This is a genomic window from Amycolatopsis sp. NPDC004747, from assembly GCF_053601335.1.
The window spans coordinates 415691-439390 of record NZ_JBSGBQ010000002.1 but is presented as its reverse complement, the minus strand read 5'-3'; the positions used below and the strand labels follow the sequence as shown (position 1 = coordinate 439390).

At 71.5% G+C, this 23700-nt stretch carries 25 protein-coding genes; 15 read left to right on the top strand and 10 right to left on the bottom strand.

Features of this window, described 5'->3' with window-relative positions:
* Positions 1–34: 34 nt before the first annotated feature.
* Positions 35–754: a MerR family transcriptional regulator gene (locus ACWEGE_RS04445; protein ID WP_449659001.1), complete on the bottom strand. Its 720-nt coding sequence runs from the start codon at positions 752–754 to the stop codon at positions 35–37.
* A gap of 54 nt (positions 755–808) precedes the next feature.
* Here ACWEGE_RS04445 and ACWEGE_RS04440 point away from each other — a divergent pair, with 54 nt between their 5' ends.
* Complete coding sequence (locus ACWEGE_RS04440) at positions 809–1075, top strand: hypothetical protein (protein WP_449659000.1); 267 nt, start codon at positions 809–811, stop codon at positions 1073–1075.
* On the opposite strand, the gene ACWEGE_RS04435 is transcribed toward ACWEGE_RS04440, so the two are convergent.
* Positions 1072–2292: a multidrug effflux MFS transporter gene (locus ACWEGE_RS04435; RefSeq protein WP_449658999.1), complete on the bottom strand. Its 1221-nt coding sequence runs from the start codon at positions 2290–2292 to the stop codon at positions 1072–1074. The genes ACWEGE_RS04440 and ACWEGE_RS04435 overlap by 4 nt on opposite strands.
* Before the next feature lie 210 nt (positions 2293–2502).
* On the opposite strand from ACWEGE_RS04435, the gene ACWEGE_RS04430 reads away from it, so the two are divergent.
* The 6 genes from ACWEGE_RS04430 to ACWEGE_RS04405 are packed head-to-tail and all read left to right on the top strand — an operon-like array spanning position 2503 to position 9003.
* Complete coding sequence (locus ACWEGE_RS04430) at positions 2503–3354, top strand: fumarylacetoacetate hydrolase family protein (RefSeq protein WP_449658998.1); 852 nt, start codon at positions 2503–2505, stop codon at positions 3352–3354.
* Between the two features lie 2 nt (positions 3355–3356).
* Positions 3357–4661 (top strand): enolase C-terminal domain-like protein, encoded by a 1305-nt coding sequence (locus tag ACWEGE_RS04425; protein ID WP_449658997.1) that lies wholly within the window; start codon positions 3357–3359, stop codon positions 4659–4661.
* Positions 4654–5400: an SDR family NAD(P)-dependent oxidoreductase gene (locus ACWEGE_RS04420; RefSeq protein WP_449658996.1), complete on the top strand. Its 747-nt coding sequence runs from the start codon at positions 4654–4656 to the stop codon at positions 5398–5400. The genes ACWEGE_RS04425 and ACWEGE_RS04420 overlap by 8 nt, the downstream gene beginning before the upstream one ends.
* Before the next feature lie 32 nt (positions 5401–5432).
* Entirely contained in the window at positions 5433–6473 is a 1041-nt protein-coding gene (locus ACWEGE_RS04415; protein ID WP_449658995.1) for a sugar ABC transporter substrate-binding protein, read from the top strand.
* On the top strand, positions 6470–7993 hold the full coding sequence (locus ACWEGE_RS04410) for a sugar ABC transporter ATP-binding protein (protein WP_449658994.1): 1524 nt from the start codon (positions 6470–6472) through the stop codon (positions 7991–7993). The genes ACWEGE_RS04415 and ACWEGE_RS04410 overlap by 4 nt, the downstream gene beginning before the upstream one ends.
* Positions 7990–9003, top strand: coding sequence for an ABC transporter permease (locus tag ACWEGE_RS04405; protein WP_449658993.1), 1014 nt, complete (start codon positions 7990–7992; stop codon positions 9001–9003). Before ACWEGE_RS04410 ends, ACWEGE_RS04405 begins: the two co-directional genes overlap by 4 nt.
* 28 nt (positions 9004–9031) lie before the next feature.
* Here the strand turns inward: ACWEGE_RS04405 and ACWEGE_RS04400 are convergent, their stop codons facing one another.
* On the bottom strand, positions 9032–9763 hold the full coding sequence (locus ACWEGE_RS04400; protein ID WP_449658992.1) for a FadR/GntR family transcriptional regulator: 732 nt from the start codon (positions 9761–9763) through the stop codon (positions 9032–9034).
* Positions 9764–10002: 239 nt separating this feature from the next.
* On the opposite strand from ACWEGE_RS04400, the gene ACWEGE_RS04395 reads away from it, so the two are divergent.
* Both ACWEGE_RS04395 and ACWEGE_RS04390 read left to right on the top strand, forming a co-directional pair.
* Positions 10003–10971 carry an aldo/keto reductase gene (locus tag ACWEGE_RS04395; protein WP_449658991.1) on the top strand — a complete coding sequence of 323 codons (969 nt, stop codon included), beginning with the start codon at positions 10003–10005 and terminating at the stop codon, positions 10969–10971.
* Entirely contained in the window at positions 10968–11819 is an 852-nt protein-coding gene (locus ACWEGE_RS04390; RefSeq protein ID WP_449658990.1) for an amidohydrolase family protein, read from the top strand. The genes ACWEGE_RS04395 and ACWEGE_RS04390 overlap by 4 nt, the downstream gene beginning before the upstream one ends.
* A 37-nt stretch (positions 11820–11856) precedes the next feature.
* Here the strand turns inward: ACWEGE_RS04390 and shbA are convergent, their stop codons facing one another.
* The 4 genes from shbA to ACWEGE_RS04370 form a co-directional block, all read right to left on the bottom strand.
* Positions 11857–12513 (bottom strand): RNA polymerase sigma factor ShbA, encoded by a 657-nt coding sequence (gene shbA / locus ACWEGE_RS04385; RefSeq protein ID WP_449658989.1) that lies wholly within the window; start codon positions 12511–12513, stop codon positions 11857–11859.
* Between the two features lie 253 nt (positions 12514–12766).
* Positions 12767–13063, bottom strand: coding sequence for a DUF202 domain-containing protein (locus tag ACWEGE_RS04380; RefSeq protein WP_449658988.1), 297 nt, complete (start codon positions 13061–13063; stop codon positions 12767–12769).
* Positions 13064–13234: 171 nt separating this feature from the next.
* Positions 13235–13573: a YidH family protein gene (locus tag ACWEGE_RS04375; protein ID WP_449659084.1), complete on the bottom strand. Its 339-nt coding sequence runs from the start codon at positions 13571–13573 to the stop codon at positions 13235–13237.
* A gap of 86 nt (positions 13574–13659) precedes the next feature.
* On the bottom strand, positions 13660–14139 hold the full coding sequence (locus ACWEGE_RS04370) for a GtrA family protein (protein WP_449658987.1): 480 nt from the start codon (positions 14137–14139) through the stop codon (positions 13660–13662).
* Between the two features lie 148 nt (positions 14140–14287).
* On the opposite strand from ACWEGE_RS04370, the gene ACWEGE_RS04365 reads away from it, so the two are divergent.
* Positions 14288–14698, top strand: a complete 411-nt coding sequence (locus ACWEGE_RS04365; protein WP_449658986.1) for a hypothetical protein — start codon at positions 14288–14290, stop codon at positions 14696–14698.
* 77 nt (positions 14699–14775) lie between these two features.
* Positions 14776–15069, top strand: coding sequence for an iron-sulfur cluster biosynthesis family protein (locus ACWEGE_RS04360; RefSeq protein WP_003070074.1), 294 nt, complete (start codon positions 14776–14778; stop codon positions 15067–15069).
* A gap of 111 nt (positions 15070–15180) precedes the next feature.
* Here ACWEGE_RS04360 and ACWEGE_RS04355 read toward each other — a convergent pair whose 3' ends face one another.
* The 3 genes from ACWEGE_RS04355 to ACWEGE_RS04345 are packed head-to-tail and all read right to left on the bottom strand — an operon-like array spanning position 15181 to position 19370.
* Entirely contained in the window at positions 15181–16302 is a 1122-nt protein-coding gene (locus ACWEGE_RS04355; protein WP_449658985.1) for a glycerate kinase, read from the bottom strand.
* Positions 16299–17243 (bottom strand): 2-hydroxyacid dehydrogenase, encoded by a 945-nt coding sequence (locus tag ACWEGE_RS04350; protein ID WP_449658984.1) that lies wholly within the window; start codon positions 17241–17243, stop codon positions 16299–16301. Before ACWEGE_RS04350 ends, ACWEGE_RS04355 begins: the two co-directional genes overlap by 4 nt.
* A 30-nt stretch (positions 17244–17273) precedes the next feature.
* A complete protein-coding gene (locus ACWEGE_RS04345; protein ID WP_449658983.1) occupies positions 17274–19370 on the bottom strand; it encodes an alpha-galactosidase in 2097 nt (698 codons plus the stop codon).
* Between the two features lie 75 nt (positions 19371–19445).
* On the opposite strand from ACWEGE_RS04345, the gene ACWEGE_RS04340 reads away from it, so the two are divergent.
* From ACWEGE_RS04340 to ACWEGE_RS04325, 4 genes are read left to right on the top strand one after another with little or no spacing between them, the layout of a single operon-like run.
* Entirely contained in the window at positions 19446–20615 is a 1170-nt protein-coding gene (locus tag ACWEGE_RS04340; RefSeq protein ID WP_449658982.1) for an ROK family protein, read from the top strand.
* Between the two features lie 21 nt (positions 20616–20636).
* Positions 20637–21902: an ABC transporter substrate-binding protein gene (locus ACWEGE_RS04335; protein ID WP_449658981.1), complete on the top strand. Its 1266-nt coding sequence runs from the start codon at positions 20637–20639 to the stop codon at positions 21900–21902.
* The gene (locus ACWEGE_RS04330) at positions 21899–22855 is read left to right on the top strand and encodes a carbohydrate ABC transporter permease (RefSeq protein ID WP_449658980.1); all 957 of its coding nucleotides are present in this window, start codon (positions 21899–21901) and stop codon (positions 22853–22855) included. The genes ACWEGE_RS04335 and ACWEGE_RS04330 overlap by 4 nt, the downstream gene beginning before the upstream one ends.
* The gene (locus tag ACWEGE_RS04325) at positions 22855–23688 is read left to right on the top strand and encodes a carbohydrate ABC transporter permease (RefSeq protein ID WP_449658979.1); all 834 of its coding nucleotides are present in this window, start codon (positions 22855–22857) and stop codon (positions 23686–23688) included. The genes ACWEGE_RS04330 and ACWEGE_RS04325 overlap by 1 nt, the downstream gene beginning before the upstream one ends.
* Positions 23689–23700 lie beyond the last annotated feature (12 nt).

Here is a 23700-nt window from a genome sequence, read left to right as displayed (position 1 = left end):
CACAACCGGGCTGCGGGGTGGCGGCAACGCCGGCTCACCCGAGCCGCTCCCGCAACAGGCCATCAAGCCGCCGCCATGCGGGCGAAGACGCGTTGACCGCGCCCTGCACCAACGCCGGGATGGCGGAACCCCGGTCGTACGAAGGAAGTTCCGCGCCGTAGCGTGCCTGCGTGGCCGAAACGAGCCGGGAGGCCAAGGCGTCGACGCGCGGGTCACGCGGGTCGAGATCATGCACCCGGTCGTACTCGAGGACCAGCGAGAGCAGCGCCGGTTCGTCGAGCATCGCCGACTGGTCCCGGAAGTTCGTGCGCGCCGCTTCCGGCTGGGTGGCGAACACCAGCAGCCACAGGTCGCTCTGCAGCGTCACCCAGCGTTCGCTGAACCCGAGGCCCGGCAGCCGGCCGAGGTAGGCCACCACCTCGTCCGGCAGGGGTGACAACCGGCCGGAAGCCAGCTGCCGCAGCCGCGAGCGGGTGGCCTGCAGGGCGTCGATCCGCGCGGCGAGGTCGTCGTCGATCTGCCGGAGCGCCGTCGCGAGCCCGCCGCCGGAGCGGAGTTCGCGGATCCGGGCCAGCGGGACGCCGGCCTCGGCGAGCGTGCGGATCTTGATCAGCTCGACCGCGTCGGCGGCGCGGTAGCGGCGGTAGCCGGACGAGTCGCGCTCCGGCTCGGGCAGCAGCCCCTTCGCGTGGTAGACGCGGATCGTCTTGGCCGTCACCCCGACGTACCCGGCGAGCTGTCCGATGGTGAGCACCCGGCCATCCTCGCACTTGACCTTGCCCCAGGGGCAAGGTTGCACCCTGACCGCATGACCGATCACGAGACGCTGCGCGCGCTGGCCGACGAAGGCAACGAAACCGCCCTGGACCGGCTCGCCGACCTCGCCGACGCCCGCGGAGACGTCGAGGAGCTGAGCGAACTGCTGGACGAAGGCTGCGACCGCGCCGGCGAACTGCTCACCCGCCGCGCGGTCGCCGCGAAGGACCTCCTCGAGCTGCAGCGCATCGCCGACGCCGGCCACGAACCGGCCGGCGACGAGCTGGAGCGCCTCCTGTCCGGCAACAGCGGGCTCTAACCCGCCTTGCCGCTCACCAGGGCCGGCCGGGTCAACGTCAGGTAGGCCGCCATGGCCAGCACGGCGAACCCGGCCATGGTCGCGGCCATCGGCACCGCCGTCCCCGGCCCGCCGAGGCCGACCAGCGGTGTCGCCGCCGCGCCCACCACGAACTGCAGCACGCCCAGCAGCGCCGAAGCCGCGCCGGCCGAGCTGGAGTGGGCGGCCAGTGCCAGCGAACTCGCGTTCGGCATCACCAGGCCGAGGCTCGACACCAGCAGGAACAGCGACACCAGCAGCAGCGCCAGCGGCGCCCGGAAGAGCACCGAAGCCAGCACGGAAGCACCACCGGCCACGCCGAGCAGCAGGCCGGCGAACAGCAGCGAGCGTTCCCGGACCCGGCCGACCAGGCGGCCGTTGAGCTGGCCCGCCAGCACGATCCCGACGCCGTTCGCGCCGAACACCACGCTGTACTCCTGGGGGCTCAAGCCGTACACGCCCTGCAGCGCGAACGACGACCCCGAGATGTAGGCGAACATCGACGCGAACAGCAGGCCCGCCGCCAGCGCGTACCCCGCGAACGACCGGTCGAGCACCAGCCGCCCGTAGGTGCGCATCACCCGGCCGAGCCGCAGCGGGGACCGCGAAGCCGACGGCTCCGGCAGGAAGAACGCCACCACGGCCAGCAGCAGCGCGCCGAACGCCGTCAGCACGACGAACACCCCGCGCCACGACGTCCAGTTCAGCAGCTGGCCGCCGATCAGCGGTGCCAGGATCGGGGCCAGGCCGCTGACCAGCATCAACGTCGAGAAGAACTTCGTCATCGCGGTGCCGGAGAACAGGTCGCGCACGGTGGCGCGCGCGATCACGACGCCCGCGGCGGCGCCGAGGGACTGCACGAGCCGGGCCGCGACCAGCAGCCAGGCGTCCGGGCTCACCGCGCACAGCACCGAGCCCACCACGTACAGCACTAGCCCCACCAGCAGCGGGCCACGGCGGCCCAGCGCGTCCGACAGCGGCCCGAGCACCAGCTGGCCCAGTGCCAGTCCGGCGATGAACGCGCTGAGGGTCAGCTGGACCGTGCTGTCCGCCGCGTGCAGGTCGGCCGCCATCCGCGGCAGCGCGGGCAGGTACATGTCGATCGACAGGGGCCCGAACGCCGTGAGACCGCCCAGGACGAGGACGAACTTCAGCTGCGCCCGCCGGCTCGGCGCGGTACGTTCCGCCGTGGTGGTCATCCGCGTCCTTTCGTGCCCCCACCGGGGACCAGCGGGAAGAGCGCCGGTGCTATTCCGGCTGTGACCGGTGACACCCCGTGGTCGTCTGAGGGGGCACCGACACTGATCCGATCAATTTTGCGACCGATTCGGCGATGACTCTGGATCGGCGGTCACGACTGCGATATACATCGGATGTCTGGTCGGTGTTGCTTGTGAAGGGAAACATCCGTGCAGCTTGTGCGTCTCGGCGAGCCGGGAAGTGAGCGCCCGTTCGTGCGTGCCGATGATGGCACGACCTACGAGCTGGGCGGTCTCACCGCCGACATCGACGGCGGCTTCCTCGCCGCGGACGGGATCGCGCGCACCGCCGCCGCGCTCGCCGCGGGAGAGCTGCCGGAGGCCGACGTGGCCGGCCTGCGCGCCGGCTCGCCGATCGCCCAGCCGGGCAAGGTCGTCTGCATCGGCATGAACTACCGCCGCCACGCCGAGGAGACCGGCGCGACGCCACCGACCGAGCCGGTCGTCTTCATGAAGGCACCGGACGTCGTGGTCGGCCCCGGCGACGACGTCCTCATCCCGCGCGGCTCCACGAGCACCGACTGGGAGGTCGAGCTCGGCGTCGTCATCGGCAAGACCGCCCGCTACCTCGAAAGCGTCGAGGAAGCCCTCGACCACGTCGCCGGCTACGTCGTCTCCAACGACGTCTCCGAGCGGGAGCTGCAGTTCCGCACCGCCCAGTGGGACAAGGGAAAGTCCTGCGAGAACTTCAACCCGCTCGGCCCCGCGCTGGTCCCCGCGAGCGAGGTGCCCGACCCGCAGGACCTCGGCCTGCGGCTGTGGGTCAACGGCGAGAAGAGGCAGGACTCCTCGACCAAGGACATGATCTTCAGCGTGGCCGAGATCGTCCACCACCTGAGCCAGGTGATGGTGCTGCGGCCCGGCGACCTGATCAACACCGGCACCCCGGAGGGCGTCGCGCTCGGGCAGCCCGACCCGAAGCCGTACCTGCGCGACGGCGACGTGATCGAGCTCGAGATCGACGGCCTCGGGCGGCAGCGCCAGACCGCGAGGCAGGCCTGACCATGGCGAAGATCATCGGCATGGAGGTCCTCGACGTCCGCTTCCCGACGTCCAAGGAGCTCGACGGCTCGGACGCGATGAACCCCGACCCGGACTACTCCGCCGCCTACGTCGTGCTGCACGCCGACGAAGGCCCGGACGGCTACGGCCTCGCGTTCACCATCGGCCGCGGCAACGACGTCCAGGCCGCCGCGATCCGCGCGCTCGCCCCGCACGTCGTCGGCCGGGACGTTCCCGAGGACGCGGCCGCGCTCGGCGACCTGTCCCGCACGCTCGTCGGCGACTCGCAGTTCCGCTGGCTGGGCCCGGAAAAGGGTGTCGCGCACATGGCCGTCGGGGCGGTGGTCAACGCGGCGTGGGACCTCGCCGCCCGCCGCGCCGGCCTGCCGGTCTGGCGGTTCGCCGCGCGGATGACGCCCGAAGAGCTCGTGTCGCTGGTCGACTTCCGCTACCTGAGCGACGCGCTCACCGAAGCCGAGGCCCTCGACATCCTGCGCCGCGCGGAACCCGGCCGCGCCGAACGCGCCAAGCGGCTCGAAGAGCAGGGGTACCGCGCCTACAGCACATCTCCCGGCTGGCTGGGGTACGCGGACGCGAAGCTCGTGCGGCTGGCCGAGCAGGCCGTCGCCGACGGCTTCGAGATGATCAAGCTCAAGGTCGGCGGCAACCTCGAGGACGACGTCCGCCGGATGAAGCTCGCCCGCGAAACCGTCGGCGCGGACGTCCGGATCGCCGTCGACGCCAACCAGCGCTGGGACGTCTCCGCCGCGGTCACCTGGATGACCGCGCTCGCGCCCTACGACCCGTACTGGATCGAGGAGCCCACGTCCCCGGACGACGTCCTCGGCCACGCGGCGATCGCGAAAGCGCTTGCGCCGATCAAGGTCGCCACCGGCGAGCACGTCCAGAACCGCGTGGTCTTCAAGCAGCTGCTGCAGGCGGACGCCATTTCCGTGCTGCAGCTGGACGCCGCCCGCGTCGGCGGCTTCAACGAGAACCTGGCGATCCTGCTGCTGGCCGCCAAGTTCGGCGTCCCGGTGTGCCCGCACGCCGGCGGTGTCGGGCTCTGCGAGCTCGTCCGGCACCTGTCGATGTTCGACTTCGTGGCGGTGTCCGGCACCGACACCGACCGCACCATCGAGTGGGTCGACCACCTGCACGAGCACTTCACCGACCCGGCCGTCGTCGAGCGCGGCCGCTACCTGGCCCCGACCGCACCCGGGTTCTCCGCGCGCATGCACGACGCCACGCTGCGCCGCTTCCGCTTCCCGGACGGTCCCGAGTGGACGGAGACCGCAAGTGAGTGAATTCGAGGGCCTGGTGGCCGCCGTCACCGGAGGCGCCTCGGGCATCGGCAAGGCGGCCGCGGACCTGCTGGCCGAGCGCGGCGCGCAGGTGGCCGTGCTGGACCTGAAGCCGGGTGACGACGGCATCCGCTGCGACGTCTCTTCGGACGACGAAGTGCGCAGTGCGATCGACGCCGTCGTGGAGCGCTTCGGGCGCCTCGACATCCTGGTCAACAACGCCGGGATCGGCGCGCAGGGCGACGTCACGGGCAACGACGACGACGAGTGGCACCGCGTGTTCGACGTCAACGTCGTCGGCATGGTCCGGCTCGCCCGCGCCGCGCTGCCGCACCTCAAGAACTCGCCGTCCGCGGCGATCGTCAACACCTGCTCCATCGCGGCCTGGGCCGGCCTGCCCAACCGCGCGCTCTACTCGGCCACCAAGGGCGCGGTGCTTTCGCTGACCCTGGCCATGGCGACCGACCACCTGCCCGACGGGATCCGCGTCAACTGCGTGTGTCCCGGCACGGCGGACACCCCGTGGGTGGGCCGGCTGCTCGACGCCGCCGAAGACCCGGCGGCCGAACGCGCGGCGCTGGCCGCGCGCCAGCCGATGGGCCGGCTGGTCACCGCCGGCGAGGTCGCGAACGCCATCGCCTACCTCGCCAGCCCCCTCTCCGCCTCGACCACCGGCACCGCCCTCGCGGTCGACGGCGGCATGTACGGCCTGCGTCCTCGCGGCCCCGTGAACCACGACTGAAAAGACTTTCCGCCGTCATCAAGGAGGATGCTGTGCGCACGAAGGTGATCAAGGTGGCCGCCGTCGCCGCCTGCGGCCTGGTACTGGCCGCCTGCGGGTCCACAAAGGACAACGCGGCGGCGCCCGCGGCGGGTGGCGGCGCGGGCGGCAAGGTCGGCGCGACGCTGCCCCTGCTTACTTCGCCGTTCTGGCAGGCCTACAACAACTACGTGCCCAAGATGGCCAAGGAAGAGGGCGTCGACGTCCTCCCGACGGTCAACGCCGACAGCGACCCCGCGAAGCTGATCACCGACATCGGCACCTTCCTCAACCAGGGCGTCAAGGGCCTGGTCGTGACGCCGCTGGATTCCGCCGCCATCGTCGCCGGGCTCAAGCAGGCGGAGAACAAGGGCGTGCCGGTGGTCGCGGTCGACGTCGCCCCCGAAAGCGGCAAGGTCGCGATGGTGGTGCGGGCCGACAACAAGGCCTACGGCACCAAGGCGTGCGAAGCGATCGGCGAGAAGGTCAAGTCCGGCAAGGTCGTGCAGATCATGGGCGACCTGGCCTCGGTCAACGGCCGCGACCGCTCGGAAGCCTTCCGCGACTGCATGAAGTCCAAGTATCCCGGCATCCAGGTGCTGGAGATCCCGGCCGAGTGGAAGGCCGACAAGGCGTCCTCGGGGCTGGACAGCATGCTGACCGCGAACCCGGACATCAAGGGCGTCTACATGCAGGCCGGCGGCGTCTACCTGGCGCCGACCGAGCAGGCGCTCAAGCGCAAGAACCTGTTCTTCCCGGTCGGGGACCCGAAGCACATCGTGCTCGTCTCCAACGACGGCATCCCGCAGGAGCTGGCCGCGATCCGCGCCGGCGAGCTGGACGCCACGGTGTCCCAGCCGGCCGACGCGTACGCGAAGTACGGCCTGTACTGGCTGAAGAAGGCCATGGCGGGCGAGACGTTCAAGCCGGGCCCGACCGACCACGACAGCACCATCGTCGAGATCAGCCCCGGCGTCCTCGAGGACCAGCTGCCCGCGCCCGTCATCACCAAGGCCAACGTGGACGACAAGGCCCTCTGGGGGAACAACCTGTGACCGCGCTGCCCGCCGGCGAAACCGCCGTCCCGGTGGTCAGCGCGGTAGGCGTCGGGAAGCGCTACGGCCCGACCGTGGCGCTCCACGACGTGAGCCTCACCGTGCACCCCGGCGAGTCGCACGCGCTCGTCGGGCGCAACGGGGCCGGCAAGTCGACGCTCGTCTCCATCCTCACCGGCCTGTCCGCCACGGACACCGGGCACGTCGAGTTCGGCGGCGAGCCGGCCCCGCCACTGTCCAGACAGGACGAGTGGAAGGCGCGCGTCGCCTGCGTGTACCAGCACGCGATGGTCGTCCCGCAGCTCACCGTCGCCGAGAACCTGTTCCTCAACCGGCAGGCCGGCGGCGGGTTCTCGATCGGCTGGAAGTCGTTGCGGCGCAAGGCCCGCGATCTGCTCGACTCGTGGGACGTGCACGTCGACGTCGACACCCCGGCCGGGGACCTCTCGGTCGAGGACCGGCAGTTCGTCGAGATCGCCCGCGCGCTGTCCTACGGCGCCCGGTTCATCGTCCTCGACGAACCGACCGCGCAGCTCGACAGCCAGGCCATCGAGCGGCTCTTCGACCGGATGCGCCAGATGCAGGCGGGCGGGGTGACGTTCCTGTTCATCTCCCACCACCTGCACGAGGTGTACGAGGTCTGCCAGGCCGTGACCGTGCTGCGCGACGCGAAGCACGTGCTCACCGCGCCGGTCGCCGAGGTGGGCCGCGCGGAACTGGTCGACGCGATGACCGGCGAGCCCGGCGGCCTCTCGGTCCGTGACGCCGCTTCCCGCGAGGCGCTCGACGCGGAAGCCACGGAGATCCTTTCGGTGGACGGACTGTCCGGCGACGGCTTCCGGGACGTCTCGTTCCGGCTGCGTCGCGGCGAGGTCGTCGGGCTGGCGGGCAGCAACGCCAGCGGGAAACACCAGGTCGCCGAGACGGTCTACGGCCTGCGGACGCCGTCCGCGGGCACGATCCACGTCGACGGCTCGCCGTTGCGGCCCGGTGACATCCCGGCGGCGCTGCGAGCCGGGATCGGCTGCGTGCCCCGCGACCGGCACCACGAGGGCCTGGTCCTCGAGCACTCGATCGCCGACAACGCCACGATGTCCATCCTGGACAAGCTGGGCCGCGGCGGGATCGCTTCACCCTCGACGCGGTACGCGAAAGCGGCGCAGGCGCTGAAGGACTACGACATCGTGGCCGCGGGCGCCGACCAGCCGGTGTCGGACCTCTCCGGCGGCAACCAGCAGAAGGTCGTGCTGGCGCGGGCGCTGCTGAGCGACCCGCGGGTGGTCGTGCTGATCAACCCGACCGCCGGGGTGGACGTGAAGTCGAAGGAGGCGCTGCTCGCGGTCGTGGACCGGGTGCGCGCCGAGGGCAAGGCGGTGCTGATCGTCAGCGACGAGCTCGACGACCTGCGCCTGAGCGACCGGGTCCTGGTGCTGCGCGCCGGGGCCGTGGTCGCCGAACACCAGGCCGGGTGGTCCGACGGCGACCTCGTGGCCGACATCGAAGGAGTCGAGCTTTCGTGACCGACGTGATGACCTCTCCCACGACGCAGCTGCCCGCGCCACCGCGCCGGCGCAAGGCCGTCTGGCTGCGTGAACTCGCGCTCCTGCCCGCCCTGGTCGTGGTGTTCGTGATCGGCGGCCTGGTCGACGACACGTTCGTCGGCTGGAGCAACATCGTCAGCATCCTGACCGCGTCAGCGGCGCTCTCGCTGGTCGTGCTCGGCGAATCGCTGGTGCTCATCACCGGGAAGTTCGACCTGTCGCTGGAATCCACGATGGGCCTGGCGCCCGCGCTGGGCGCGATGGTGGTGATCCCGGCGGCTTCGGCCGGCTTCGGCGTCGAACTGCCCGCCGCGCTCGGCCTGTTGATCATCCCGCTGTGCGGGGCTTTGGTCGGGTTCGTCAACGGCTTCCTGATCGTGAAGCTGAAGCTGAACGCCTTCATCGTCACCCTGGCCATGCTCACCGTGCTGCGTGGGGTCCAGGTCGGCTCGACCAAGGGCAAGACGCTGTTCAACCTGCCGGACTCGTTCACGAACCTGGCGACGACGACGTTCGCCGGGCTGCCGATGTCGGTGTGGCTGGCGGCGCTGCTGTTCGCCGTGGCCGGCTGGGTGCTGCGCTACCACCGCGTCGGCCGCGCGCTGTACGCGATCGGCGGCAACCGCGAAGCCGCGCGGGCGGCCGGCGTGCGCGTCGACCGGATCGCGTGGGCGGTGTTCGTCGTCGCCGGGATCCTGGCGGCGATCGGCGGGCTCGCGTACACCGGGTACGTCGGGGCCTTGGGCGCGAACCAGGGATCCGGGATGATCCTGCAGGTGTTCGCGGCGGCGGTGATCGGCGGTGTCTCGCTCGACGGCGGCAAGGGCACCCTCGTGGGCGCCCTCACCGGCGTCCTGCTGCTGTCGTCGGTGTCCAGCCTGCTCAACTACGCGCACGTGACGGCGGAGTGGCAGGGGGCGATCTACGGCGCCATCATCCTGGTCGCGCTGATCATCGCCCGCTACGCGGGTGGAAAGCCCCAGACCTGATGGTCACGCCGTGATCATCGGATCACTGTCAGGAAGCAGCCGCGGCCGGCCCGTCGTCCGAATCGGGCACGGTCGGGTCGTCCGCGGTGCCCAGGGCGTTGCGCAGCCACTGCTCCACGCCGGCGACGTGCACGGTCGCCCACGAGCGGGCCAGCTCCGGCTCGCGCGCGGCGATGGCCTCGTAGATCGCCGTGTGCTGCTCGCGGGTCTTCGCGACCGCGCCCTCCTGCGTGAGACCGCGCCAGATCCGGGCGCGGGCGGTCGGGCCGGAGAGGCTGTCGAGCAGCGAGCAGAGCACCGGGTTGCCGGAGCCGTCGGCGATCTTGCGGTGGAACTGCAGGTCGTTGGCGACCAGCGCTTCCACCGTCGGCGAGTCCTCCAGCTCGCTGAGCAGCGCGCCCAGCTCCGCGATGTCGGCGTCGCTCATGTGCAGCGCGGCCAGCGCGGTCGCGGCGGGCTCGAGGATCCGGCGCACGGCCAGGAAGTCCAGCACGGTGTCGTCGCGGTGGAAGTCGACCACGAACGTCATGGCGTCGAGCAGCAGGTTGGGCTCGAGGCTGGTGACGTACGTGCCGTCGCCCTGGCGGACGTCGAGCACCCTGATCAGGCACAACGCCTTCACGGCCTCCCGCAGGGAACTGCGCGAAAGCCCGAGCCGCTGGGCCAGCTCGGCCTCCTTCGGCAGCCGGTCGCCCGGCGCCAGCTCGCCGGAGATGATCATGTCCTTGATCTTGTCGATCGCGACATCGGTGACGGGCATCGCGTCCGCCTTCCCTGCAACAGACCTCGGATGTTTCGGTGGTGGTCCCCAGCGTGCCATGTCCCGGCGGAGGAGGGGGCGATGACCCACCGGCGCCCACCGGAACGGGTGGCCCCGCACCCCCGGGCCGGACCCGGGCGTAACGGTCCCGCCCCGTTCCACGTCCTCGAAGACGACTGCTCCGGCGACGACACCGGCCCCGGAGGGGTCTGGGAACCGCCGGTGAAGGAGTGACCGCGTTGGAACTTCCCCTGTCCCCGCTGGGTCTCGGCTGCGCGCAGCTGGGCAACCTGTACCACGCGATCAGCGACGAGACGGCCGCCGCGACCGTCCGTCGCGCGTGGGACGAGGGCGTCCGCTACTTCGACACCGCACCGCACTACGGCCTCGGCCTGTCGGAGGCCCGGCTGGGCGCGGTCCTGCGTTCCTACCCCCGCGCCGAGTACGTGGTCTCGACGAAGGTCGGCCGCGTGCTGGAACCGAACCCCGGCGGCGCCGGCGACCGGGACGACCAGGGCTTCGCCGTCCCGGCGGCGTACCGGCGCCGGTGGGACTTCAGCCGCGACGGCGTTCTGCGGTCCCTGGACGACAGCTTGACCCGGCTCGGGCTCGACCGCGTCGACATCGTCTACGTCCACGACCCCGACGACCACTTCGAGGAGGCGGTGTCCGGGGCGTTCCCGGCGTTGCGCGAACTGCGCGAGCAGGGCGTGATCGGCGCGTTCGGCGCCGGGATGAACCAGACGCCGATGCTGGCCGAGTTCGTCCGCCGCACCGACCTCGACGTCCTGCTGGTGGCCGGCCGCTACACGCTGCTCGACCAGCCCGCGCTGGACGAGCTGTTCCCGCTGTGCGCTTCGCGGGACGTCCGCGTGGTGGTCGGCGGCGCCTTCAACGGCGGGATACTGGCGACCGCCGAACCGGGCCGGGTCTACGACTACGCCGAAGCGCCCGCGGAGCTGGTCGAGCGGGCCGGGCGGATCGCCGGGATCTGCGCGCGGCACGGCGTCGAGCTGCCGGAAGCGGCGCTGGCGCTGCCGATGGCGCATCCCGCGGTGGCGTCGGTGGTCGTCGGCGCGCACGATCCGGACCAGGTCACCGTGAACGCGCGGCGGGCGCGGGCGGTGGTGCCGCCGTCCTTGTGGACCGAGCTGGTCGACGCGGGCCTGCTGCGCGCCGACGTCGTCATCGCCGAAGGAGTCTCATGATCGACGCGCACCACCACCTGTGGGACCCCTCGCGGCGCGAGTACCCGTGGATGGCGGGGACGGCGATGGACCCGATCCGCCGTCCGTACACCGTCGACGACCTGCGCGCGGTGACCAAGGCGGCGGGCGTGCACGCGACCGTCCTGGTCCAGACGGTGTCTTCGGAAGAGGAGACGGCGGAGTTCCTCGCGACCGCGGCCGCGGAGCCGGTGATCGCGGGCGTGGTCGGCTGGGTGGACTTCACCGCCGCAGACGTCGCCGACCGGCTGGCGGCGCTCGACGGTCCCCTGGTCGGGATCCGGCACCAGGTCGAGGGCGAGCCGGACGACGACTGGCTGCTGCGCCCGGAGGTGGTCGCCGGGCTGAGCACGGTGGCCGCGGCGGGATTGGCGTTCGACCTGCTGGTCCGCCCCGCGCAGCTGCCGGCCGCGGCCGAGGTGGCGCTGCGCCTGCCGGAGCTGCGCCTGGTCCTCGACCACGCGGCGAAGCCCCCGATCGCGGCGGGGGAGTGGGAGCCCTGGGCGTCCGGCGTGGCCGCGCTCGCGGCGCGCGAAAACGTCGTGTGCAAGCTGTCCGGGCTCGTCACCGAAGCGGACTGGTCGGGCTGGGAGGTGGGGCACCTGCGCCGGTACGTCGACCACGTGCTGGACGTGTTCGGCCCGGAGCGCCTGCTGTTCGGCTCGGACTGGCCGGTGTGCGAACTGGCGGCGTCCTACGAGGTGGTCCTCGACGCGGCGATCGCCCTGACGGGCTCGTTGTCCGACGCCGAGCGCCTGGCCGTCTTCGAGCACAACGCGCGCACGGCGTACCGGCTGGACGCGGGCGGGGCCACCTCCTCCAGGGGGTAAAAAAGGTCACCCCGCCCGCCCGCCGGTGTGGTCTGCGTCAGAACTCGTCGTCGTGGATCATGCCGCGCAGCCGGGTCAGGGCGCGGTGCTGCGTCACGCGGACGTTGCCCGCGGAGATCCCGAGCGCTTCGGCGGTCTCGGAGGCCGAGAAGCCGACGGCGATGCGCAGGGTCAGGATCTCCTGCTGCACCCGGGGCAGGGAGGCGAGCAGCCGGCCGAGGCGGGCGCCGAGGTCGAGGTGCAGCGCGTGGCTCTCGGGCTCGTTGCCGGCCACGTGCGGGCTCTCCGGGAGCTCGGGGACGGGCTCGGAGCGGTCGCGGGCGACGGCGCGGTAGGCGTCGGCGACCTTGTTGGCCGCGATCGCGTGGACCAGGTAGAGGAAGGAGCCGCCGCGGTCCTGGTAGTCGGGCAGGGCCTTCAGCACGGCGAGGCAGACCTCCTGGGCGACGTCGTCGGCCGACAGGTAGGAGAGGTCGCGCCCGCCCATGCGCGCGCGGCAGTAGCGGACCACCACCGGCTCGATCATCTGCAGCAGCGAGTGGATCGCCGCCGGGTTGCCCTCGCCCGCGTCCTTGACGAGGGGGTCGAGGTCCTCCTTGGTGAGCCGGCCGCCCGGGCGGGGCAATGACTCCGGAGTGCGATAATCGCGAAGGCTGGAAGCGGATTCTTCGGTGGTCCTCGGCGGTGCTGTCATGGTCGTCTCCCCGGCCGACCCTCGACCGTCGCTGCCGGGGGTTCAACACTCCGTAACTGATCCATCGCAGATGCTCCGGTGGATCGGGGCCGATCTGCGGTCCGTGCGACGCAGGGTAATCGTAAGCACCTCCAGGCGGGTCAGTCCAGATTTCAACGACCAATACCCCGTTAGCAGTATCGACCGTGATGTTCCCGCGACCCGCGCCCGCACATTGCGATTAATCGGTTTCAGGATGTGCCGAGTTCACTCGTCAGTGGAAGACGACCACGGAAGCGGCCGTCATGGTCACGGCGAGCGACGCGATTGCGGGGAGCAAGGGGCTCGGCGGCCCTGGTTCGGTGGCGCGCAAGGCCCGTTCGCGGTGCCTTCCGATGGCTGCGAGCAGGGCAGATGTCGCGGCGGCGAGCAACACCGGGACCAGCGTGCCACCCCAATGGCGCTGGGCGGCGGAGTGCAGGAGCAGTACCGTGCAGGCGGCGGACGCCAGTGCGGTTCGCCGCCAGGCGAGCCCGGTGCGCTCGGCTTGGGCGCCGCCGGGGGTGGTCACGGCCGGATCTCGGCGGGTGTGTCGGTACTTTTGACGTCACGATAATCGCGAACCAGCGGTATTCGCGTCCGGCCCGGCCTCTCGTCCGGAGCAGGCCACGTGGCTCGGCGGGAAGGCCGGGCGGACGGGCCGTTTTTCCCGGCCGTCACCGTCCGCAGCCTTTCGTGTCACTCACGAGAGCACCAGCAGCACGGCCGCGGCGACGATGAGCGTCAGCAGGCCGCCGGTGAGCGCCAGGATCATCCGGCTCGGCGGCAGCGGCCGACCGGCTCGCATCGCGATCTGCACCCGCCGCCACCGCGGGTACGCGGTCGCGGCGAGGACGGCGGCCAGCGCGACGCACAGCCCGGCGAGCACCGCGCTCGCCGGGGCCGGCGACGGCACCAGCTGGTGCACCGCGACGCCGCCCGCGAGAAGGCCGAGGGCCGTGCGGAGCCAGGCGAGGAAGGTGCGTTCGTTGGCCAGCGTGAAGCGGTAGTCAGGTTCGGTGCCGCCCGCGTGGGGCTTGATGCCGTCCCGCTCGGTGTCATCCCGCTTCGTGTCATCCCGCTTTGTGTCGTCCCGCGCTGTCTCGTCCGAGGCCACGCCCGCAGACGCTAGCCGGTGTGGGCGGCCGCGGCCGGTCCGGTGCGGTGCGCGAAGACCCACCAGCGCAGCACGGCGAACCGCACGAACCCGCCGACCAGGCTGGCCAGCAGTAGCGTGCCGGTCTCCTCCCACGACGTCGGCCGGTCGACGAAGGCGTCGAGCAGCGCCAGCACGGCCGAGCCGTACCCGGCGTAGAAGGCGAAGGTGAGCAGGTCCTGCAGGTGCCGCTTCCCGGCGTTGCTCGGGCGTCCGGCGAAGGTGACGCGGCGGTGGAACTCGGTGTTCCCGACCGTGGTGAGCGCGATCGCGACCAGGTTCGCCACCTGGGAGCCGAGCTCGTCGCGCAGGAGGAGGAACAGAACGGCCTGGACGCCGGTTGTCACTACGCCGGCCACGACGTACCACGCGGCGTGCGTGCCGAGCTCGTGGTGCCGGTCCGGGTCGGTGGCGAGCAGCCGGTGGTCCGGTGCGCACCTGGTGGTGGCCATGATCCCAACCTACCTCGCGTTCACAAACTTGTGAATGTGTTAAACCGGTTGAAGGAATGTGATCCCGGTGACACCGCCGGGTTTCGCGGGCCGCCCGGCCGGGGTAGGTCACCGGCGACGGCAATTTCCCGATGGGCCAGGAGGGCCAGTGAGTGACCGTGACTCGGCCGAACCGCAGAGCTTGAGCCCCAGCGAGGCGCTGGACGAGGACGAACTGCGCGTGGACTCGCTCGAAGAGGGCATCGAGCCGCCCGAGCACTGGAGCGCCGCGAACCGCTACGGCACGACACCGCGGGAGATCCGCGAAGGCGAGCCGATGGACCAGCGCCTGGCCGAAGAGGTGCCGGACGCCGAACCGGAGCCGGTCCCGGAGCGCCCGCTCGCGGCGACGCCCGCGGCCGAGCTCGACGAGACGATCGAGGACGCGCCACCGGACTTCGAGCCGGTCGTCCCGGAGGAGTCGGTGCCTCGTCGTCACTCGAACCAGGGCCGCCGCGAGACGACGGACTACGCGGGCGAATCGGTGGCGGACGCCATTCGCGCGGCGCGGCAGGGCTGATCCGCTCAGACTGCACGTCCGTTCGGGGGCCCCTAGCGTGGGGAAAACATCGGACCGCGACGAAGGGAAGGCCGAAAATGCTGACCGTGACCGAAGCCGCCGCCGAGGCGATCACCGCGTTGACCAGCCAGGGCGAGGGGGAAGCCGGACTCCGCCTGGCGGTCCAGAACGCCGACGGCGAAAGCGCCCAGCTGGCGCTGTCAGTGGCCCCCGAGCCGGCGGAGGGCGACAGCGTGCTGGGTGCCGAGGAAGGCCCGAAGGTGTTCCTCGAACCCCAGGCGGCAGCGCTGCTGGACGACAAGGTGCTCGACGTCCAGGAGGACGAAGCGGGCGGCGTGGCGTTCGCGGTGCTGCCCCAGCACACGAGCTGACCGCGGCGGACGGGCCTTTCGCTCATCGGGTGCGGAAGGCTCGTTCGCTCGCGGGGCTCTAATCGCCGTTCTCCTGTCCCGCTTCGCTCCAGGGCGAATCGTGTGCCGTGGTCACCCGTCCTGCCAAGCGCGAACCAGCTCCGCGGCACGGGCCCGAAGCAACTCCGCCGCATGCTGCCGGGCATAGTCCAGCGAAGGCGCGTGGTCGATCAACGCGCTGCTCCCCACCACCCCCAGCCGCGCCAGGCCGGCCGCGTCCAGCTGGATCCGCCCGGCCAACGCCAGCAACGGCACCCCGCGCGGCCGCGCCCGGTCGGCGATTCCCGCCGGGGCCTTGCCGTGCAAGCTCTGCTCGTCGAGCGATCCTTCGCCCGTGATGACCAGATCCGCGCCTTCGAGCGCCGCGTCGACCCCGGTCAGTCCCGCGATCAGGTCGAACCCGGACTCGACCGACGCACCCAGGGCGATCGCCGCCGCCGCGACCCCGCCGCCCGCGCCCGCCCCCGGCACCCGGCTGACGTCCGGCGCGCCGCCCACCTGCAGCGCGTGCGCCCACCGCCCCAGGCCCTCGTCGAGCAGCGCCACCTCCGACGGCCCCGCCCCCTTCTGCGGCCCGAACACCGCCGCCGCGCCTTCCGGGCCCAGCAACGGGTTCGTCACGTCGGTCGCGACCGCCACCTGCACGCCGTCCAGCCGCTCGCGCACCGGGGTCAGCTCCGTCGACGCCACCCGCGTCAGCGTTCCGCCGCCCAGGCCGACGGGCGCGCCGAACGCGTCGAGCACGCCGGCGCCGAGCGCGCCCAGCATGCCGGCCCCGCCGTCGGTGCTGGCCGTGCCGCCGACCGTGAGCACGAGCCGCTTCGCGCCGTGCACCACCGCGTCCGCCAGGAGCTCGCCGACGCCCCAGGTGTGCGCGGCCAGCGCCGTCGCCGGCGAAGGATCGACGAATTCGATCCCGCACGCGCGCGCCGACTCGATGTACGCCGTGCCGTCCAGCACCGCGTACCGCGCCTTGACCTGTTCCTCGAGCGGCCCGCGCACCGACAGCCGCACGACCCGCGCGCCCGCGGCTTCCAGCACGTCCAGGGTGCCTTCGCCGCCGTCGGCGACCGGGCACGTCACGATCTCCGCCGCCGGCAGGGCATCGCGCACGCCGAGCGCGATCGCCTCCGCGGCCTCGACCGCGGTGAGACTGCCCTTGAACTTGTCGGGCGCGATGACGACCCGGGTCACGGCTTCACCTCCGTCAGCGGGGGACGCCCGGCGAGCACCGCCGCGACGTTGCGCGCGGCCAGCACGGCCATCGCGGTGCGGGTCTCGACCGTCGCCGAGCCCAGGTGCGGGCTGAGCACGACGTCGTCCCGGCCGAGCAGCCGCGGTTCGACCTCGGGCTCCTTTTCGAACACGTCGAGCGCGGCGCCGGCGATCTCCCCGGCTTCCAGCGCATCGGCCAGCGCGGCTTCGTCGACGACCGGGCCGCGGGTCGTGTTCACCAGGTACGCGCCCGGTTTCATGGCGCGCAACGCGGCGGCGTCGATCAGGTGCCGCGTCTCGGGCGTCAGCGGGCAGTGCAGCGAGACGACGTCCGAACGCGCCAGCAGCTCTTCGAACGACACGTACTCGGCGTCTGTGTCCTTTTTGGATCGTCCCGAGTAGACGACCGGCATCCCGAACGCCGATGCCCGGCGAGCCATCGCCCGCCCGATCTGCCCGAACCCGACGATGCCCATCGTCTTGCCCTGCAGCCCGGAGCCGAGCAGGAAGCCGAGGTGGAACGACCACGGCGTGCGCGAGCGCAGCAGCCGTTCGCCCTCGCCGAGGCGCCGCGTGACGGCCAGCAGCAGCCCGAAGGCGAGGTCGGCGGTGGCGTCGGTGAGCACGCCTGGCGTGTTGGTGACGACGACGCCGCGCGAAGCCAGCGCCGGGACGTCGACGTTGTCGTACCCGACCGCGACGTTCGCGACCACCTTCAGCCCGGGACCGGCGGCGTCGGCCAGCGCGCCGTCGAGCCGGTCGTGCAGCATCCCGACCACCGCCGACGCGCCGGCGGCGAACTCGTGCAGTTCCGCAGGCGTCAGCGGACGATCGGCGGGGGAGACCTCCACGTCACCTGCTTCGGCGAGGAGCTTCACCGCGTCGTCGGGAATCCATCGGGTCACCGCGATCTTGGCCACGACGACAGCCTAAATCACCCCACCGACAATTCACGCCACGCGCGTCAGCCGCACCACCGCACTCGCGTACCCGCTTCCCGGCAACGAGACGTCGAGCCCGTGGCTCAGCAGCACGGCCCCGTGGTGCACGACGCCGTCCTGATCGCGGTACTGCCCGGCCGGATCCAGCCCCGCGAGCCGCGGCGGGGTGACCGGCCGCGCGAACTCCGTGGGCCGTCGCCAGAAGAAGACGACCACGGAACCGCCCAGCACGTACTGCACCGCCGTCAGCGCCGCGACCGCCGGATCCGCCAGCCGGTACAGCGTGCCGTGCTGCACCACGGGCCGGATCTCCTTGTACAGCGCCACGAGCGACGCCGCTTCGGCCAGTTCGTCCGGGGTCCAGCGCGGCAGGTCGCCGCCCAGGCCGAGCACGCCCGCCATCGCCACGTGGAACCGGAAGCTCAGCGGCGCCTCCCGGTGGGTGGCCGGGTTCGGGCTGTCGGTCACCCAGGCCGACATCGTGCCCGCCGGGTAGAGCTGGCCGTAGCCGTGCTGGATGGTGATCCGGTCGGCGGCGTCGGTGTTGTCCGACGCCCAGATCTCGTCGGTGCGCGCGAGGATGCCGAGGTCGGTGCGCCCGCCGCCGCCCGCGCAGCCCTGGATCCGCAGGTCCGGGTGGTCGGCGCGCAGCCGGTCCAGGATCGCGTACACCGCCCGGATGTGGCCCACCCACAGCCGCTGCGCGTCCGGCCCGGCTTCGGGCCAGCCCGCCTCGGTGAACGCGCGGTTCATGTCCCACTTGAGGTAGTCGATGCCGTGCTCGCGGACCAGGCCGTCGAGCCACTTGTGGGCCCAGTCGGCGACGTCGGGGCGCGCGAAGTTCAGCACGAGCTGGTTGCGCAGCGTCGTGCGTTCCCGGTTGGCCATGTGCAGCACCCAGTCCGGGTGCGCGCGGTAGAGGTCGCTGTCCGGGTTGACCATCTCCGGCTCGACCCACAGCCCGAACTGCATCCCGTGCGCGTGGACCGCGTCGGCCAGCGGCCGCAGCCCGCGCGGGAAGCGCTGGTCGTTGGCGATCCAGTCGCCGAGGCCGGCCGAGTCGCCGGTGCGGGCGCCGAACCAGCCGTCGTCCATGACGAACAGCTCCGCGCCGAGCTCCGCGGCCGCCGCGGCCAGGTCGGTCTCCGTCTTTTCGTCGACGTCCCAGCCGGTCGCCTCCCACGAGTTGTAGACGATGGGCCGCAGCTCGCTCGCGTGCGGCTGGACGAACTCGCGGACGTACGCGTGCCACCGACGGCTGGTCCCGCCGAAGCCGTCGGCGGCGTAGAGCCCGGCGAACACCGGCGTCTCCCACGTTTCGCCCGGCTGCAGCCGCCAGCCGACGTGCTCGTGGCCGAACCCGCCGGTCCACGTGACGCGGCCGGTGTGCGTGCGCTCCACGGTGATCCGCCAGCTCCCGCTCCACGCCAGCGCACTGCTCCACACTTCGCCGTCGGTCTCGGTGGCATCGCCGTCGTCGAGCATCACCCAGGGGTTGACCTGGTGGCTGGAGGCCCCGCGGCGGCTGGTGAGCGTGGTTTCGCCGACCGGCAGCGGTTCGCGCAGCACGCGGTACTCGCCGTTCCACGCGCCGGAGGTGTGGCTCAGCCGCGCGCCTTCGCGCCGGGGGAGTGTCCACGACGCGGAATCCGTGCGCAGCAGGGCGATCGGCTCTTCCAGGCCGGTGTGCCGCAGCGACGTCCAGCGCTCGACGACGTCACCGCGAACGCGGTAGTGCAGGGACAGCTCGAGGGGGTAGTGCCGGTCGGCGAGCCGTACGACGAGCGTGTCGTCCTCGAGCGCGAAGCCCTCGTAACGCCACTCGAGCGCCGAAGTCCCGTCGGCGTACCGGACGGCCAGCGCCGAGACGCCGAAGAACGCGCCGCCCTCGGCCGGGAGTTCCTGCCGCTCGTCGCCGGGCTCGTCGAAGCTGCTGTCGGCCGGGTTGCGGCGCTCGGCGACCTGCGTGGCCTGGGCCAGCGTGAGCGGCAGGCCCCAGTGGACGTGCCGCGGGCGGTCGTCGGCGTCCAGCCGGAAGGCGTACGAGCTCTCGGGGGTGCGCAGCAGCCAAAGCCGGCGCGCGGGGTCGTGTTCGACGAGCGACATGACCGACAGCGTAGAGCCGACCAGCGGGAAAATAAATTCTTGACGAAGTTAATTAAATCTCCCTACTCTTCCGCCATGCCTCGCAGTGCACCGGCAAGGGCGCCGATCACCAGCCCCGCGGCCGCGACCGTGTTCACCACGGTCCTGACCGAAGGGCCGGTGTCGCGCGTCGACGTCGCTCGCCGGACGGGGCTGTCCTCCGCCGCGGTCACCAAGGCGGCCCGGCCCTTCATCGAAGCCGGCTACCTCGAAGAACTCGCCTCCGGAGGCCGCACCGCGCCGGGGGCGGGCCGCCCGGCGAACCCCCTGGCCATCCGGCCGGACCGCGAGTACTTCGTGGGCGTCAAGATCACCGGCGACGACCTGATCGGCGTGGTCACCGACCTGCGCGCCGACGTCCGGGCCAGCGCCCACCACGCACTGGCGAGCCACGACGTCGAGCACGTCGTCCGCGCCCTGGCCGACCTCGTCGGCGAGCTGCTGACCGGCGACCTCCGCGAGCGCGCCTACTGCCTGGGGGTCGCGGTGTCCGGCGACGTCGACCGCGCGTCCGGCGTGGTCCGGTACTCGCCGTTCCTCGGCTGGCGGGACGTCTCCTTGGCGGCCCTCCTCGAAGACGCCACCGGGCTGACCGTGACCCTGGAGAACGACGTGAAGGCCCTCGCCGTCGCCGAGCAGTGGTTCGGCGAAGGCGTCGGCGCGTCGTCGTTCGCGTTGGTCACGGTGGGGACGGGGATCGGCAGCGCGCTCGTGGTGCACGGTGACCTGGTCCGCGGCGCGCACGGCGTGGCAGGCGAGATCGGGCACGTCCCGGTCGCCGACGGCGGGCCGCCCTGCCACTGCGGTGGCCGCGGCTGCGTCGAGGCGATCGCGTCCACCGAGGCCATCCTGACCCTCGCTCGCGACGTCTCCGGAGAACCCGCCCTGACCATGGAAGACGCCGTGGCGCGCGCTCGCGGCGGTGACGAGCCGCTGCGGGAGGTCTTCGCCGGGGCCGGGCACGCGATCGGGCTGGGCCTGGCCGCGCTGGTCAACCTGTTCGGCCCGGAGCGGGTGGTCGTGTCCGGGGAAGGCGTCGCCACCTACGACCTGTTCGAGGACCAGATCCGCCGGACCTTCGCGGTCCAGGCGTTCGGCAGCGCCGCCCGGTGCGGCCTGGTGATCCGCCCGCTGCCGTTCGAGGAGTGGGCGCGGGGCGCGGCCGCCGTCGCCATCCAAAGTCTTTTCGTCGCCGAGAGCGTCTAAGGAGTGAGCCCTGTGAGCCCCATGAATCGTCGAAGCTTCCTGGTCGGTTCCGTCCTCTTCGCCGGTGGTGCCGCCCTCGCGGGCTGCACTTCGGACCCGCTGAACAAGAACGCCTCCTCTTCGGGGGCGAAGGTCACGCTGCAGCAGTGGTACCACGCGTACGGCGAATCCGGGACACAGCAAGCGGTCCAGCGGTACGCGCAGGAGTTCACCAAGGCCAACCCGGACATCGCGATCAACGTCAGCTGGATCGCCGGCGACTACGAGACCAAGCTCAACTCGGCGATGCTCACCGCGCAGGCGCCCGACCTGTTCGAGCTGGGCGACTTCCGGTACCAGAACGTCAAGAACGGCCTGCTCGCGCCGCTCGACGACGTGGTCGGGCCGGTCAAGGGCGACTTCAGCCCGGCCGCGCTGGACACGGTGACCGTCGACGGCAAGGTCTACGGCGTCAAGATGATCGACGACGTCATGATGCTGTACTACCGCAAGAGCGCGCTGCAGGCCGCGGGTGTGCAGCCGCCGCAGACGTTCGCCGAGCTGCTCGAAGCCACCCGGAAGCTGAACAACGGCAAGCAGAAGGGCCTCTACGTCGGCACCGACGGCGTCGGCGAGGCGGCGACGCTCCTGCTCTGGTCGTCCGGCGGCGACTTCTTCGACTCGAGCGGCAAGAAGGTCGCCTTCGCCTCGCCCGAGGCGATCGCCGCGATCGGCGGGCTCAAGCAGCTGCACGACACCGGCGGCCTGCTCCAGGGCTACCCGACCGACTGGTCCGACCCGGGCGCGTTCGCGAACGGCGCCACCGCCATGCAGTGGGGCGGCCTGTGGTCGCTGCCGGACATCAAGAAGGCACTGGGCGACGACTTCGGCGTCGTCGCGTGGCCGAAGTTCGGCGACGCGGGCAAGCAGGTCGCCCGCGTCGGCGGCTGGTACCAGCTGGCCAACGCCAAGAGCCAGAACCTCGACGCCGTCAAGAAGTACCTCGACTGGCTGTGGATCAAGAACGCCGACCTGCAGAAGGACTGGTGCGTCAAGTACGGCTTCCACATCCCGGCCCGCAAGGAGGTCGCGGCGCAGACGACCGAGTTCTCCAGCGGGCCCGCGAAGGACGCCGTGACGATCTCGCAGCAGTTCGGCAAGTCCTACTCGGGGCTGTGGAACAAGGCTTCGGCGACGCTGTTCCTGCAGGCCGCGACGAAGATCGCGAACGGACAGGCCGACCCGGCCGCCGAGCTCGGCGACGCGGCGAAGAAGGCGCAGGCCGAAGTCGACAAGCAGCTGGCATGACCGCCGTGGTGGAGGCGCCGGCGGCCTCGGTGGCGCCCGCGAAGAAGCGTCGGCGGCGTCGCGACTGGCGGGCGATCGGCGCGTTCGCGGTGCTCACCGGGCCGGTCGTGGTCGGGCTGGGGCTGTTCAAGTACGTCGCCATCGGCTGGAGCTTCCTGCTCAGCTTCAACGACGCCCGCGGCACCATCACGCTCGGGAACTGGATCGGCTTCGGCAACTACGCGTTCCTGCTGGGCGACGACGCGTTCCTGACATCGTTGACGACGATCGCGGTCTTCACGGTCTTCATCGTGCCGATCACCTTCGTCGCTTCGCTCGGTCTCGCGGTGCTGATCAACAGCATCAAGCGGGGCAAGGCGTTCTTCCGGACGGTGTTCCTCATCCCGGCCGCGGTGTCCTATGTCGTCGCGGCGCTGGTGTGGAAGATGGCGCTGTTCAACGGCCTGCCGTCGGGGGTCGCGAACGTCGTCGGCGGGCTGTTCGGCGCCGACCCGGTGCCGTGGCTGTCGACGACGAGCCCGCCGGTGTACTGGGTCGCGGTCGTCACGCTGCGGCTGTGGCTGCAGGTCGGGCTGTACATGATCCTGTTCCTGGCCGGGCTGCAGGCGATCTCGCCGTCGCTGTACGAAGCCGGCGAGCTGGACGGCACGACGAAGTGGCAGGCCTTCCGCTACATCACGCTGCCGCAGCTGCGGAACACATCGGTGGCGGTGCTGCTGCTGATCCTGATCGCCGCGTTCCAGGCGTTCGACGAGTTCTACAACCTCTTCGGCACCGGGCTTTCCGGCACGGCGACCGCGCCGGTGAAGCCGCCGCTGGTCTACCTGTACGACTCCGCGCTCGGCGACCAGAACTACGGTGTCGGCTCGGCGGGTGCGTTCCTGCTCACCGTGATCATCGTGGTGATCACCCTGCTGCAGGGCCGGTTCGTCGGCTTCGGGAAGAAGGACTGATGGCCGTCCTGCCGGTGTCGCGGAAAGCGCCGAAGTACGTCCTGGCCTCGGTGCTCGCGGTGGTCTTCCTGCTGCCGTTCTACATCATGCTGCGCAACGCGCTGATGACGCGGCAGCAGGTCAGCTCGCCGGACTGGGCGTGGCTGCCGGACCCGCTGTCGTGGGTGAACTTCGGCGACCTGTTCGCCGACGCGTCGGTGCCGATGGCGCACGCTCTGTGGAACTCGTTCCTGGTCGCGGTCGTCACGGCCCCGGTCGGCACGCTGTTCGGCTCGATGGCGGGCTACGCGCTGGCCCGGATCAACGTGCCCGGACGGCGTTTCGTCTTCACCTACGTGCTGGTCACGCTGATGATCCCGCAGTCGGTGACGTTCGTGCCGACGTTCGTCGTCGTCGGCTCGATGGGCGGGGTCAACACCGAGTGGGGCATCATCGCGCCGAACCTGTTCAGCGCGTTCACGGTCATCCTGTTCCGCAACTTCTACCTGCGGTTCCCGGCCGAGATCGAGGAGGCCGGACGGCTGGACGGGCTCGGCTACCTCGGCGTCTACCGGCGCCTGGTCCTCCCCAGCTCGGGCAGCATGATCGCCTCGCTCGGCGCGCTGATGTTCATCGAAAGCTGGAACGCGTTCCTGTGGCCGCTGGTGATCGGGCAGGACCCGTCGTCGTGGACCGCGCAGATTGCGCTCTCGACGTTCCTGACCGCGCAGTCGGTCAACCTGCCGGCGCTGTTCGCCGGCGCGCTCGTCACCATCGCGCCGCTGGTCGCGATGTTCCTGGTCGCCCAGCGGTTCATCGTCCGCGGGATCGCGGCGAGCGGGCTCAAGGAGTAGGTCCCCCTTACC